Here is a 13,032-nt window from a genome sequence, read left to right on the forward strand (position 1 = left end):
TAAATGATAATTTTCAGGTGCTCAACTGCGCATCTTCAAGTTAACTGGGTATAGACGAAAAATAGAAAAGGACCCAACACATAACGTTCAGCCCTTTATTTCTCGTCATTTAAACCCAACGGCATTCTTATTTCCATCAGATCAATATTTATATTCGATTACTTAGATTTCACCGAAGTTGGGGTTAGTTAATAATCGCTTTAATTACTTTACTAACTATTAGTTTTGTCAGTTATTGTATTTTCACTTATCCAATACTAACTCAACAACCAACGACTACTAGTTGTTCGTCACAGAAAGTTTGTAGCCCAAATGTTGAACATTCACATCAGCGTAGCCTAGAGCAACGGCATAGTCTGCTGCGTTTGTGAAAGCAGAAAACATGATTGAAACGGCTAGTGTTATAAACACACTCATTTTCATATTTTGTTCCTTTTTGGCTAAATAGTTTTAACTGGTTAAATGGGGTTAGTTAGTTAATTGAGCGAACTGAATGTTATTACCAACGTGAGCGATATGAACGATGGCAGCTTTTGCAAGTCGCCTGCGCTGCTTTTAATCCTGATTCCACCAGTGATACATCACCTTGTTGGCTACCTTGATAGAGTTCTTGGAACCCTTGATTCATTTGACTTAGTAGTCGTTCGAATTTTTCAGGCTCACTCCACACACTCTCTTTAGCTTTACTTCCCTCTTGGCTGCCCACCGGAAATGACGTCAGTAACAATTCGCTATGAGCTGTTAACTCTAAACTCGTTTCTTCTAATACCTGCCAACTCGTATCGTTGCCATCTAATAAGTCTTTGGCTTGCTCAATCAAGGTTTCAACTTGTGTAAATGCGTATTGGCGCTGTTCAATTTGGCTCGAATGATCTTGTGATGCCCAAGCGTGGGTACTAAGTAAAACGGTTGTAGTGCACAGTAGGCTCACCAATCTCTTGTGAATCATTCTCTTGTTCATATTGATCTCTCCTCGCTTCATATAGCTTTTGTTGTCTGGTTTCGATACAGACATCGATGATTCGTTTCGGTGTTCCGTTTTGCTCTGATGTCTGTGTTTCTTTGATGCCTGTGTTTCCTTGATAAATTCAATTTACAAAGCAATAGTTGCAATTGCAACTATTGCCGTGTAAATTATTGTAAAGCGAACAGAGATTAAATAAACAAAAGAGAGAGTGAAACTATGAAGATTTGGGATCTATCAACTCGCCTATACCATTGGACGCAAGCGGCGCTTTTCATGGGGTTAATGACATCGGGCATTTCAGGTAATGGACCCCACGTTCAACTTGGGCTAGCACTTATGACATTAATCGTTTGGCGATTGGTCTGGGGTTGGGTGGGTAGCGAAACGAGCCGGTTCAGACAGTTTTTACGATCACCTAAATCAGTAGTTCGTTATTTATTAGGAAAAGAAAAAGAAAAGCCAGGCCATAATCCTGCTGGCGGTTGGATGGTTGTTACACTGTTATCAGCTTTAACTATTCAGTGTGTTTCTGGTTTAGCCTTAGCAGGGCTTCTTGATCACTTACCCTATGCAAATATCTGGTTGAATGACTCCGTATTTTCATTATTAGAAAACATTCACCTCACTATGATAAAAGTACTTCCAACTCTGATTGCGGTACACGTCCTTGCCGTTTTGTTCTATAAATTACGCTCAAAACCATTAACTTGGGCAATGGTCACTGGCTTCCAAAGAAAAATCGAACTTAATGGCAGTGTTGCGTTTGTTTCTCAATGGCGTGCGTTAGGCGTACTAGCTTTAGCGGCGCTGCTCATCATTATGCTGACAGTGTTGGCGTAAATTAATAGGTTTGACGAGTATAAAACCGGATGTACAAAAGGGGTAAGCCGACGACTTCTAAAAATCGTCTCGCGAATAGAGCGCGACTAACCAAAATCTAACGTCAGCAACAATCGCGTCTCGTTAAATGAAGTTACGGGTGAGCAATGCACCAGACCCGCGTTTTCGTTGCCACTCCATCGCTCCCCTTTAAGCAATGCCACATCACCACTCGAAAGTTGCTCGATATCCGACTCATGACTGTACAAGCCTGACTCTGAATCTGGCTTTCCGTTACTCCCTCTTCCTAGCTTCGTACGGTCGACCAAGTCGTTTGGCAGCCATTGAGTGGCAACACCATGATAGGTAGTCACTAAACGGCAAGGGACTTGGTCAACATGGAAGCGTGGACACATCGCTTTATTCAGAACCGCTAAACGGAGCCCTACTTCTTCAAGATCAAACAAACAACAGAACATATCCACCAGCTCTACCATGTTTTCTAGTAGTGCTTTAGATGCGGTTTCGTCGGTAGCAAACTCCAATTTCTCATAGGCGTTGTCTGGAGACAGGCTCATAGATTTACTGAAGTTTGGATTCAAGGCGATAAATTCACTGATTGCCATTGTTAAATCTTCATCAAATGTACGCTGCCAAATCGCAATATTGACATTGCTTTGATAGATGTCTGCCAGCACCGTTGGCTGCTCAGAAGCGCTATAGCATGGAGCATGATTCGCATGAACCTTGATACTTGCAGCAGAACCAATGTTAAGTGGCTGATTATTATCGGTTGTCACAGGTTTCGTTAACACGGCATTCATTACGTCATCTCCTTGATACATGTTTGTTGTTTTCCTCTTACCGATACGAACGTTATTCTCAGTAAGAGTGATATTTTGGTTATGTTATAACATAACCAAAATATCACAAGCAACTTGGCATACATGTTTCCAATTATATGGATATGCGTTTGCAGCCTTAGGTAACTTGATGAATTTGGATCACTGCAGAAAAACGCGAAAGCTTAGCTATGGCGTTCATATAAATTGACTCAGCAAGCAACGGCTTTCACACCATAAGCCCCAAGTTAATCGAGAACTCAGACACGAAAGTGTTGAATTACGCGTTCTATAAGTTCAGAGATGTCGTTGATGTCACATGTCGTTACACAGCATGACGTCTTAAGGCTTTACATCTTGAGCGAGGTAAACAACAATCCCTGAGAATAAATCCATAACATAATGTATTTAGAAATTATGAGCAGCACAGAAAACAAAAAATCGAGTCCTCTTTTCGAAGTCGTATTTAACGTCTTTCTTCCTTCATTCATCTTAATGAAGTTCAGTGGAGAGGAACACCTAGGAACTGGCTTAGCACTACTTGTCGCGCTTGCCTTCCCTATTGCTTACGGTGGTATGGAGTTAGTCCGCAACAAGAAGTTTAACTTCATCGCGGCACTTGGCTTTGTCAGCGTATTATTAACCGGCGGTATCGGCTTCTTCGAACTTGATACTCGTTGGTTAGCATTAAAAGAAGCATTAATACCCGGCCTAATTGGTTTAGCGGTTCTTGGCTCAACCTTCACTCGCTACCCGTTTATCCAAAAAGTTATCTTCACGCCTGCACTGTTAAACATATCTCTAATCGAAGAGCGTTTAAGAGAGTTTGGTAACCAAGCAGAGTTTAATCGTTGCCTAATGAAGTCAAACTACCTATTCGCTAGTACCTTCGCATTTTCTTCTGCGATGAACTACTTTCTAGCGACTTGGATTGTGACTAGCCCAGCAGGTACTGCAGCTTTTAATGAAGAATTGGGTAAGTTGACACTTTACAGCTACCCGGCCATCGCTATACCAAGTATGTTGATGATGTTAGGTATCTTCTACTACATTTGGCGCCAAGTTCGCTCGATGACTTCGCTAAAAACGGAACAGATCTTTATTACTAAATAATTTTCGTTGCGTTAGCTCCGAGTACAAAACCGCTTCAAATACTCGATTGCTTTAAAAAACAGATTGCTTCAAAAAAGCATGAGCCCAGCACACACGCTGGGCTTTTTTGTCTGTTCTACATACAGCAAAATATTAACTTTCAATTGATATCATGAATTAATTTAAACAAAACGATGTTCATTTTCATGACTCACTGTCCATAACTGGCCGAAAACAAGTAATAGTCAATGATTTGCATTGAATGAGGCGTGATATGTTTTTATAATCAACTTCGTTTGTTACTTTACAAAGTTCAATCCTAGCAATGACATAACTTCAGTTCATATTGGTCATATTTAACCAATAGTTTGCAAAAACCAAACGCCAGACGAACTCGACAAGGAATTTAAAACATGAACAAATCTCAATTAGTTGAACACATCGCAACTTCTGCTGACATCTCAAAAGAGCAAGCAGGCACAGCACTCAATGCACTCGTTGAAGGCATCTCGACTACGCTTGCTAATGGCGACGATGTATCTATCCTTGGATTTGGTAGCTTTAAAGTGAATAGCCGCGCTGCTCGCACTGGTCGCAATCCAAGAACTGGAGAAGAGATTCAAATCTCAGCGTCAAAAACACCAGCATTTAAAGCAGGTAAAGCACTAAAAGAGACATGCAACCTGTAAGATAGAAAATACAAGGAAGGTTACCGATGACAACTAAGGAAAAAACAAAAACGAGCCGCAGTAAAAAAGCCGGCAAGTCAACCAAAGCACAAGCTGAAGGGCCTAAGGCTCGTCAACGCATTGAAGAGCTTCTCGAAGAGCGTGAATTAGCCAAACTGTTAGAGCTTTAGTTTGTATTCGAGCTGTAATTAAAGATTTACATGATGGTTTGTTGTCATTCAAATGCCACTGCAGATTTGCGGTGGCATTTTAGTTTGAAGAACAAGCCCTAGCGGATCACTCTTCTTCCCCCTTTCAATCCCCTCTTCACTTTTAATCCCCCTCGCTTTCAAAAACGAAACTTTAGCTTACTGGCTTTAAGCTGATATCGCGTTGACGACCAAGCTTGAGAAGCGCATGATTTTATTTCGAGCAGAATAGTTTTTTGGCCGTGTAACCCACCCCATAATTGTTTCTGTGCAACGTACCCTATTGAACGGCAGGTCACATGAATAAAATTGTTATGTTAGTAATGGGGCTGCTTTTTACCAGTCGATTGTTCGCTAGTATTGTGCCGCATGTTAGTCAACTTGAGCATGATGCACCTATTCTACTTCGCTCAGCGTTGATCGTAGGTGTTTCGGCTTATGCCGTCTGGACAGCGTTCAAATACTTCAAAAAGAACAAAGCTTCTAGTTCAGATCAAATCTAGGCGGGGCTGACATGAACTGACTCTTTGCCGACGAACATAACTTCCCACACTGCGTAATTTGGCTTTCGAGGAAATAAAGATTACGTCTGCTTTTCACCCATTGAGCGCAAATTTCGAGTTCCTGACCAATGGCGATTGGATGGTGAAAGCGAGAAGTTAAACTCACCGTCATCGCATTGATATTGTTATGGAACAAGCAATACAACATCGCGCTGTCGTGTAACGCAGTAACAATACCCCCCTGCATAATACCGTCGTAGCCCTCAGCTTTATCTGTTGGTACAATCCTGGCTATAGCTTCATACTTAGCTAAATTTTCACGCTTAACTGGCGTTTCATGCTTAGCTAGCGTTTCGTACTGAGCCAAAGTCTCACCTTCGCCAACAGCTTCAAAACAAATGGGGCTATCTGTGAAAAAACCTTGGCTGCACACTTGGCAACGCCGATGGTTGTGAGGAATGAAAACCTTCATACTTACCCTTATTCCTGTGTACCCTTAGATTCCTAGAGATAGATATGGCTCGACCAAAAAAACATCGTCAATTATGTACCCGTGCGGCTTACTCATGTTTTAAGCCTAATGGCGTTCCTATGGACGAGCTTCATAAAGAAGAATTGCTATTAGAAGAGTTAGAAGCCTTACGCTTGGCTGATCAAGAAGGATTGAGCCAGCTTGAAGCCGCCGAGCAGATGCAGGTGTCTCGCCAAACGTTCGGCAACATCATCAAGCGTGCAAGAGCCAAAGTCGCCAAGTGCATCGTCAACGGCCATGCGTTGGTGATTCAAGGCAGTTAATTCACGTGTTAGCCAGAAGTTATTTAACTCAGCGAGCGAGAACTCTTGATACTTAACTTGATACTTAGCTTGATGGCTCAGTAATCTGATACAACTTTCGGCTTTGCCCTTCACACACATCCTTGCAATTGCATTCGCGCTCAATGTCTAACTGTGCGAGTCCTCCACAACTGCCTTTGATTGGCTTGCGCGAAAAAATCACGCCTATCGCCATCAGTGTAACAACTCCGACAAACCCTAATAGCGTCAACAAAAAGGTCATTTACGGAACCCTCGAATAGCGCCTAGCTGATTAGGCTGTGCCATTAAAATCGAAGCTTGTTTTTTGTGCCCTTTCTCGCCGCACGTTTTATTGCTACACCCACTATTTCGCGACTCGCGACCATAATCGAGGTCGGTTACTTCTTGTAGATTGCTGAAATCCAGAGTGGTAACTTCGGCTTTTCCTTTAGATGTAAAAACGCGAACATCATGATTGAACAAGTGCGACAGCATTTTCTTCCCGATGTGACGAACCACAACAGCTTTCACATCATAAGATTTAACGACGGACATCCATTGCTTCTTCTTATTGCACGGGCTGTCTGACTCAACCAAAGGAATAAGATGCTTTATTTGTTGTTGCTCATCGACAATCGCGATCTGTGGAGAACGGGCAAAATGGTTGCCGACATGAAGGTCACGACAAGGTATTGCGTATAACATGGTAACTTCCTGTTATTGATGATCAGAAGTTCAGCATACGCCCCGTTATTGGCATATGCCAACAACTATCATGTGAAAAATAAGATTTACTGGATCGATAGCTAAAATCAAAAGCTACAAGCTACAAGCTACAAGCAGCCAATAGGGTTGGCGCAGGTTACTCTACCTCCCGAACCTGTTCATGGAGAACCTCCCTTCCCCAAAACAAGAATGCCCCACTAGTGCGGGGCATTCTTTGTGCGTAAGAGTTGAAATTTCAAAGACGAAGTGACGATATAAATCGTTGTTACAACGAAAGAGTAAAAGTACTTCCCACACCCAATTCAGATTCAACGACTAGCGTTCCTTCTAGATTCTCGACCATGGCAAGCGCTAAAGATAATCCAAGACCATACCCCTCGATATTGCTGCGGCTGCTGTCGACTCGGTAAAGTCGGTCAAAAATCAAGTCCTGATATTTCTGTTCAATGCCCACACCGGTGTCCTGGATACTTATCTCGACCTTACCTTCGGTGCTTTGCTCCGCTTTGACCGTCACTCTTCCTTCGGGCTCGGTGTACTTAATCGCGTTATCAACAAGATTAACCAACACCTGAGTCAACTTATCAGGGTCTGACTGAATCGCAAGACCATCAGCGCTCTCAACCACCAGCTCGATTCGTTTGTCCTCTGCAACATCTTCATACCAGCTCACCACATTGCTAATCACGTCAGAGACCTGAGTCGGCACTTTCTGTGGTATGCGCTTTCCGGTCAGCTCGTCGTTCAACTTCATCAAGGCGGTTAACATATTGCTTGCCTGCATGGCGTGTTCAGAACAATCTGCCAATGCGTCTTTCATCGCTTGTTGGTCGGCGTTATTGAGCAATGCCGTTTGGGAGGCTAACGTAATACGCGACAAAGGAGTTCGAATATCATGAGCGATCGCATCGACGGTCGTATTCAAGGTTGTCGTCACGTGCTGTAACTTGGCAACCGCAGTATGGACACTAGAGCTGATCACGTTGAGCCCTTGCGCTAAATCAGATTCGGCTTCATTTTTAGTGCTAGGAAATTCTAACTGCCCTTTTTTCAGCTTATCGAGCAGGTCGCCAAAGGTCACTAACGGAGACATCGCACTCTGGATGATGTTACGAGTGAATACTGCGGTCACAGCCACGAGAGCAAGCAACGCATATAAGGTCATTAGCCATTGATTGTAGGCGATAAAGTCTCTTGCTCGGTTATCCAAAACCAACCAGAAATCATACTGCTCCCCTTCAATAGGTAACGACATATAGGGACTAAAGATGAAGCTCTCTAGCCATGAACGATTGTCATCAATTTGGTAGTTAGAAAAAGGCTGTGCTGTTGATAAATGTTGAACACCAGCGATAAACACGCCATCAGATGAAGCGCCCTTCTCAAGCTTATACGCCGCAATGTTGTTTTCGAGTAGCCGATGAGGATTCGCCTCTAAAACATGAATCAATCGCTCACTCGAATCGTAAGTCAAAATACGCTGATACTCGGTCGACATAGACGTAAGGATCTTCTTTTCCGTTTGGTAAAGGTCGAAAAAGAAGATCGCCCCAACAATCAGTTCCACCAGCAGCAAGCAGAGCAGTAAAGTCGACATAAAGCGAACCAACAAATGTCTCTGCGTTTTAGCAAGCGCCTGTTCAATACTACGACTTGAGGACATAGCCAACACCTCGAAGTGTGTGAATTAACGGCTTAGAAAAACCCTTATCAACTTTGCTGCGAAGCCTACAAACCAAAACATCGACCACGTTGGTTTGCGGATCAAACTGATGCCCCCAAACATGCTCAAGAATCGCCGTTTTCGACATCACAGCCTCTCGGTTTTCGAGCAGTAATTTCATCAACATAAACTCGCGCTGATTAATGGTGATCGTTTGTTGATCTCTTTGCAGCGTGTGTTTAAGTAGGTCTAAGCTAAGCGGGCCGTAATGCAATTCTAATGGCTGAGTTGTCGGTTGCTTACCTCGACGCACCAAGGTTTGGCAACGAGCCAATAACTCAGGAAATGCAAAAGGTTTTACCAAATAATCATCAGCACCTGACTGTAGCCCTTGCACTCGTTCTTCCACTGAGTGTTTGGCACTTAATATGATGACGGGCGTCGCGTAGCCTTGCCCTCTGAGTTCAGCCAACACTTCAAACCCATCTTTCTTTGGCAACATGATATCGAGAATGATCACGTCATACTCTTCGGTTACGGCCTCGTGTAATCCATCAACACCATCTGTTGCGTGTGTCACCGTTATCCCTTCTTGCTGAAAACCATTCACCAAAAATCTCGCGATATGAATGTCATCTTCAATCAATAGTATTTTCATTAACGTCCGTTTATTTATTTGCCGTGGTCTTAATACACTCTATCAATATCCTTTCTCGAATATAACCAACATTGCAACTTTGTAATGTTCAAGAAAGCCAGTCGTAATCATGCATTCGTTAGTATGAACCTGTTGATTAAAAACACCCTTTCTAAACAAACAAAAAATAGAATTCGGAATTTGAAAAACGAATATTTTTTGAAAACAGATTCTTTTTGAAAACAGATGCTTTAACGGAGTAAACATGAAAACGACAAAACTAACAGTACTAGCAGCAACCCTTGGTTTCCTTAGCCTTTCTCACAATGCAATGGCAGCAGAAACACAAACGGTCTCTTTCACTCAAATATCATCAGAAGCGGCCTTCAAGCTTGCCCATGAAGCCGTTAATCAATGTGAAGCCGATGGCTACAAGGTTTCTGCGACTGTTGTCGACTTGTCGGGCAATGTAATTGCTCAACTACGTTCTGACGGCGCAGGCATCCACACTCTTGATAGCTCACGCAAAAAAGCGTTCACAGTGGCAAGCATGAAGCAGCCGTCAGGTAACCTGATGAAACTCATCGCCGACAAACCTATCATGCAACCCTTGCAGAATATGGACGACAACTTGTTATTCCTGGCGGGTGGTGTTCCGGTACAACTGAACAATGCCATGATAGGCGCGATTGGTGTGGGTGGCGCTCCGGGTGGCCACTTAGATGTCGCTTGTGCTGAAAAAGCGATTAAGAAGTTTTTCTAAGAAAACCCATTAACAGAAAACTAATTGGCTAGCCCTATTTGATGATACGCTAGCCTCTAAATACCTCGCACTTGCGGGGTAATTTGTTATAAGAACAACATTTCATCTGATAGAACAGTAAGCGGTCTAACATCATTCATTTAATATAGAAACGTATAGAACAGCTGTTACTTTGGGTTAAAATTACAACAACGAAAAAAGAAAAGCCGTGAGTATAGGAAGACTGGGGTCGCCAAGTTGGTGTCGCATGAAGTCGGTATCTAAAGCGCAATACAATGAATGGAGCAACAAGGTTACTTAAAATAGCTATGAGACATGACAGCTTGTCGCGGGGCGACCACTTAGCTACAGCGTAACAATTTAGCTATCATGCGAGTAAACGCATTCAGTATTATTGATTTACAAAAGAGGATTGAAACCGCTAAGACAAACCAGCGTGAAGCGATATAATGCGCCTCAACAAAGAACTACAAAGTAGCCACACATGCCTAAAGATCCCGGTTTCACCACAGAATACACCCTCGACAAAACGTTTTTCGCAGAGTGTTATGATCAAACTAGCCTTCCGACTCAGTTTCCAAAAGCCTATTTAAAGGCATTTTTGTTTCTTATTTTTGGTTGGGTTCTATTGGAGTTTGAACTGTTACCTAGTGGCTACGTAGGCTGGTTTTTTATCGTTTTGAGTGTGATTGAAGCGTTCAGTGTATATTGCAAGAGAACCTGGTGGTTATGGCGACAAAAAATCAGCTCAGGTGCTGGCAGCAAAGTGGTCTTTTCAGGGGATACTGATGGTGTGAGTTATAAAAACCGTAAAGCCACCAATACTATCGCTTGGCGTGACATCGACCAACTTGAACAAACCGATTTAGGTTTTATCCTTCATATTGGAAAACAGCGCCAATACGTCAGTAAATCTTGTCTAAACGATGAAGCCGTTGCGTTCATGGTTGAGCAACACGAAGCTTCCAAAGCACCCAAAGCACCCAAAGCACCCAAAGCAAATTAGCATCAATAAATGCCTGCCAATTTGGCAGGCATTTTTCTATCATCTTTAATAATTCGTATGGCACAACGGGACAACAACAATGAACACCGTTTACCAAATCAGTGATTGCCATCTTTCCGATGAATCCAGCTATGAGAACCTGCGTAGAGCACTGGAATACGCCAACAAAGACACAAATTGCGAGACCATTTTTTTGACAGGTGATATCTGTTGTAATCCAAAGTCTGGCGACTATGTTCGATTAGAGTCATTCATTAGACAACATGTTGGTGATAAGTCCATTTACGCCATTGCGGGCAACCATGATGACTCTCGCTTAATGCGTACAGAGTTAAAAGGATCGTCGATTTTCGTCACCGATAAAGCCAAGGTCTGTGAACAACAGTTTGTGTTTTTGGACTCTAGCTTCAAGCCGCTAGATAAACGTCACCCACTCGGTTCTGGGCGAATAGATAACCGTGGAATAGCACAACTAAAAAAGCAGCTGAGAAAAGCTATTATTCTCATAGACACAGTGAAAACTTTTTAGCCATTGTTGATCAATCTTCTCAAGCATTCCCATTAATCCCACCCATTCCAATAATCCCATCCTGTTGGATTATAAAGTCAATTTAACGACTTAATTTCGAACATAATTCCTTCCATTTTGTAGAACATAAATTAAAACGTTTTTTGTATTGGAAAGTACGGCCAATACATTTATGTCTAATGTTTTCATTGTTTTCATCATCGATACAAATTTGGGGCTTTATAGATTCTCTAGACTTAGGTCTTTCACATCTCCCATCCAAAAAACTCTATCTTTATGATCTAACAACTCATTTCCACTGATGGGGTGAAAAAGTATCGTTAAGCCTTTTCGGTTGAACGTCAACCAAGTGACTACGTCACTTAATAAATGTGGTTTAAAGTAAAGCTGACAGCTCCAACAGGGATGAGGGCCAACCAATTTTCGATGAAGTTGGCCTTGTCTGAGATCTGTAATTTCTAATGCTATATCGTTAATTACCCTTTGAGCCGTTTGCTCGGTAAGGTCGTTAAAATAAATATGCGCATGCCAACCTTTTAACCTCGGAGAAGATATTACTTCTTGGTGATTACCATACGCAATTGGTAATTGGGGAGTGAAACTGGGCATAAAATACCTCTATAAACTGGAATTCTTTATTCACGATTAACTCGAAAATATCGTTCATTCCGGTGAGTCAATCTTTGGTTCTGTTTTATCGAGAAAGAGTATGTTACAACCTATATTATTAATACACTGAATAAGTTGAATGTTACCTATGAATACTTTCGATTACTCTACGTTGGATGGACGGCTACTTCGCATGTTTATTAGCGTTTACGAACACCAATCAGTAACAAAGGCAGCGGATAGTATGGGGGTTACTCAATCAACAGTTAGTCATGGGCTTAACCAACTGCGCAAAATAGTAAAAGATGAATTGTTTGTCACTTCAGGAAGAGGCATCGCGCCTACGCCAAAGGCGGGAGAACTTATTGAAAAGGCCAGAGAAATCGTAATAGCGATGCAAGCTTTCGCAAGCTCACAACAATACAACCCACTAATAGATGATAAAGTTTTTTCCATCGCAGCTAACGACTATGAAATAGAAACCGTTATAAAACCTATGTTTCATGATTTTCAGAAAGCAGCGCCGATGAGCTCGTTGCACATAGCTCCAGCCAGAACTCAACTTCAGTGGGCTTCATTACTTAGGTCTGGCGATGTAGATTTTGTTTTGTCACCTGAACTAACGAGTAACGAGTCGGATTTAATTCAAACTAAGTTGTTTTCTGACCAAGAGGTCTGTTTTTACAATCCTCAAAAGCAAACACCGCCAACAACGATAGAGCAATATTGCTCCAAACCTCACGCCATCATGTCTTTTGAGCATTCTCACCAAACCGAGATAGACACAATACTTAAAAAACGAGGAGTGAAGAGAAAAATCGTGGCTAGTGCGCCTAGTTTTGGGGCGATAGCGTCTTTAATTAAAGATACAAATATCATAGTGACTATGCCTTCTCGCTTGTCAGAAACGTTATTTAGAGACTTTAAGCAGGTCCCCTTACCTTTTGAGCTTCCTCACTTCAATATTGTTAAAGTCTGGCACAATAGAAATAAGCAGTCAGAGCGTCATTCTTGGCTTAAAAATCGATTACAGTGAGTATTATTTGGGATTGATACTCTTAGTTTTTTGGCTGTATGTTAAAAAAGACCGACCATGGTATGAGGTTTCTGTTTTTTGAAACCAAGTAAACGCCTGTGTATTGAACCCACCTATTCATCTATTCATCTATTCATCTATTCATCTATTCATCTATTCATCTATTCA

At 42.1% G+C, this 13,032-nt stretch carries 18 protein-coding genes and 1 pseudogene; 10 read left to right on the forward strand and 9 right to left on the reverse strand.

What is annotated here, in order from left to right:
- Positions 1-279 precede the first annotated feature (279 nt).
- Positions 280-423, reverse strand: coding sequence for a hypothetical protein (locus ACED60_RS23900; protein ID WP_017096974.1), 144 nt, complete (start codon positions 421-423; stop codon positions 280-282).
- A 76-nt stretch (positions 424-499) separates the two neighbouring features.
- Positions 500-1,015 (reverse strand): cytochrome c, encoded by a 516-nt coding sequence (locus ACED60_RS23905; RefSeq protein ID WP_371702386.1) that lies wholly within the window; start codon positions 1,013-1,015, stop codon positions 500-502.
- Positions 1,016-1,183: 168 nt separating this feature from the next.
- Here ACED60_RS23905 and ACED60_RS23910 point away from each other — a divergent pair, with 168 nt between their 5' ends.
- Positions 1,184-1,807, forward strand: coding sequence for a cytochrome b/b6 domain-containing protein (locus ACED60_RS23910; RefSeq protein ID WP_371728614.1), 624 nt, complete (start codon positions 1,184-1,186; stop codon positions 1,805-1,807).
- A gap of 86 nt (positions 1,808-1,893) precedes the next feature.
- Here the strand turns inward: ACED60_RS23910 and ACED60_RS23915 are convergent, their stop codons facing one another.
- Entirely contained in the window at positions 1,894-2,610 is a 717-nt protein-coding gene (locus tag ACED60_RS23915; protein ID WP_102258556.1) for a DUF1826 domain-containing protein, read from the reverse strand.
- A 435-nt stretch (positions 2,611-3,045) separates the two neighbouring features.
- Between ACED60_RS23915 and ACED60_RS23920 the strand changes: the two genes are divergently transcribed.
- The 4 genes from ACED60_RS23920 to ACED60_RS23935 all read left to right on the forward strand — a co-directional run bounded on the left by ACED60_RS23920 (position 3,046) and on the right by ACED60_RS23935 (position 5,100).
- Positions 3,046-3,741: a VC0807 family protein gene (locus ACED60_RS23920; protein ID WP_017096977.1), complete on the forward strand. Its 696-nt coding sequence runs from the start codon at positions 3,046-3,048 to the stop codon at positions 3,739-3,741.
- A gap of 392 nt (positions 3,742-4,133) precedes the next feature.
- On the forward strand, positions 4,134-4,409 hold the full coding sequence (locus ACED60_RS23925) for an HU family DNA-binding protein (protein WP_009846966.1): 276 nt from the start codon (positions 4,134-4,136) through the stop codon (positions 4,407-4,409).
- Between the two features lie 26 nt (positions 4,410-4,435).
- The gene (locus ACED60_RS23930) at positions 4,436-4,579 is read left to right on the forward strand and encodes a hypothetical protein (RefSeq protein WP_009846967.1); all 144 of its coding nucleotides are present in this window, start codon (positions 4,436-4,438) and stop codon (positions 4,577-4,579) included.
- A 317-nt stretch (positions 4,580-4,896) separates the two neighbouring features.
- Positions 4,897-5,100 carry a hypothetical protein gene (locus ACED60_RS23935; protein ID WP_012604160.1) on the forward strand — a complete coding sequence of 68 codons (204 nt, stop codon included), beginning with the start codon at positions 4,897-4,899 and terminating at the stop codon, positions 5,098-5,100.
- Here ACED60_RS23935 and ACED60_RS23940 read toward each other — a convergent pair.
- Positions 5,081-5,572: a PaaI family thioesterase gene (locus ACED60_RS23940; RefSeq protein ID WP_371694711.1), complete on the reverse strand. Its 492-nt coding sequence runs from the start codon at positions 5,570-5,572 to the stop codon at positions 5,081-5,083. The two genes, ACED60_RS23935 and ACED60_RS23940, sit on opposite strands and share 20 nt — an antisense overlap.
- 44 nt (positions 5,573-5,616) lie before the next feature.
- On the opposite strand from ACED60_RS23940, the gene ACED60_RS23945 reads away from it, so the two are divergent.
- Complete coding sequence (locus tag ACED60_RS23945; protein WP_009846970.1) at positions 5,617-5,895, forward strand: DUF134 domain-containing protein; 279 nt, start codon at positions 5,617-5,619, stop codon at positions 5,893-5,895.
- A gap of 64 nt (positions 5,896-5,959) precedes the next feature.
- Here the strand turns inward: ACED60_RS23945 and nqrM are convergent, their stop codons facing one another.
- From nqrM to ACED60_RS23965, 4 genes are all read right to left on the reverse strand, one after another.
- On the reverse strand, positions 5,960-6,157 hold the full coding sequence (gene nqrM / locus ACED60_RS23950; RefSeq protein WP_009846971.1) for a (Na+)-NQR maturation NqrM: 198 nt from the start codon (positions 6,155-6,157) through the stop codon (positions 5,960-5,962).
- Positions 6,154-6,600, reverse strand: coding sequence for a NifB/NifX family molybdenum-iron cluster-binding protein (locus tag ACED60_RS23955; RefSeq protein ID WP_017088152.1), 447 nt, complete (start codon positions 6,598-6,600; stop codon positions 6,154-6,156). Before ACED60_RS23955 ends, nqrM begins: the two co-directional genes overlap by 4 nt.
- Positions 6,601-6,886: 286 nt before the next feature.
- Positions 6,887-8,284 carry a HAMP domain-containing sensor histidine kinase gene (locus tag ACED60_RS23960; protein WP_102258560.1) on the reverse strand — a complete coding sequence of 466 codons (1,398 nt, stop codon included), beginning with the start codon at positions 8,282-8,284 and terminating at the stop codon, positions 6,887-6,889.
- Positions 8,268-8,942 carry a response regulator transcription factor gene (locus tag ACED60_RS23965; RefSeq protein WP_009846974.1) on the reverse strand — a complete coding sequence of 225 codons (675 nt, stop codon included), beginning with the start codon at positions 8,940-8,942 and terminating at the stop codon, positions 8,268-8,270. Before ACED60_RS23965 ends, ACED60_RS23960 begins: the two co-directional genes overlap by 17 nt.
- A gap of 244 nt (positions 8,943-9,186) precedes the next feature.
- Here ACED60_RS23965 and ACED60_RS23970 point away from each other — a divergent pair, with 244 nt between their 5' ends.
- The 3 genes and pseudogenes from ACED60_RS23970 to ACED60_RS23980 form a co-directional block, all read left to right on the forward strand.
- Complete coding sequence (locus tag ACED60_RS23970) at positions 9,187-9,684, forward strand: heme-binding protein (RefSeq protein ID WP_009846975.1); 498 nt, start codon at positions 9,187-9,189, stop codon at positions 9,682-9,684.
- Between the two features lie 484 nt (positions 9,685-10,168).
- Positions 10,169-10,690, forward strand: coding sequence for a YcxB family protein (locus ACED60_RS23975; protein WP_102258563.1), 522 nt, complete (start codon positions 10,169-10,171; stop codon positions 10,688-10,690).
- 79 nt (positions 10,691-10,769) lie between these two features.
- Positions 10,770-11,186: pseudogene (locus ACED60_RS23980) on the forward strand (metallophosphoesterase); the annotation flags it as partial.
- Positions 11,187-11,438: 252 nt separating this feature from the next.
- Here the strand turns inward: ACED60_RS23980 and ACED60_RS23985 are convergent.
- Positions 11,439-11,828: a DOPA 4,5-dioxygenase family protein gene (locus ACED60_RS23985; RefSeq protein WP_371728615.1), complete on the reverse strand. Its 390-nt coding sequence runs from the start codon at positions 11,826-11,828 to the stop codon at positions 11,439-11,441.
- Between the two features lie 193 nt (positions 11,829-12,021).
- Between ACED60_RS23985 and ACED60_RS23990 the strand changes: the two genes are divergently transcribed.
- Positions 12,022-12,864: a LysR family transcriptional regulator gene (locus ACED60_RS23990; protein ID WP_017085524.1), complete on the forward strand. Its 843-nt coding sequence runs from the start codon at positions 12,022-12,024 to the stop codon at positions 12,862-12,864.
- The last annotated feature ends 168 nt before the right edge of the window (positions 12,865-13,032 follow it).

This window comes from Vibrio sp. 1F279 (assembly GCF_041439815.1).
Taxonomy (GTDB): domain Bacteria; phylum Pseudomonadota; class Gammaproteobacteria; order Enterobacterales; family Vibrionaceae; genus Vibrio; species Vibrio tasmaniensis_A.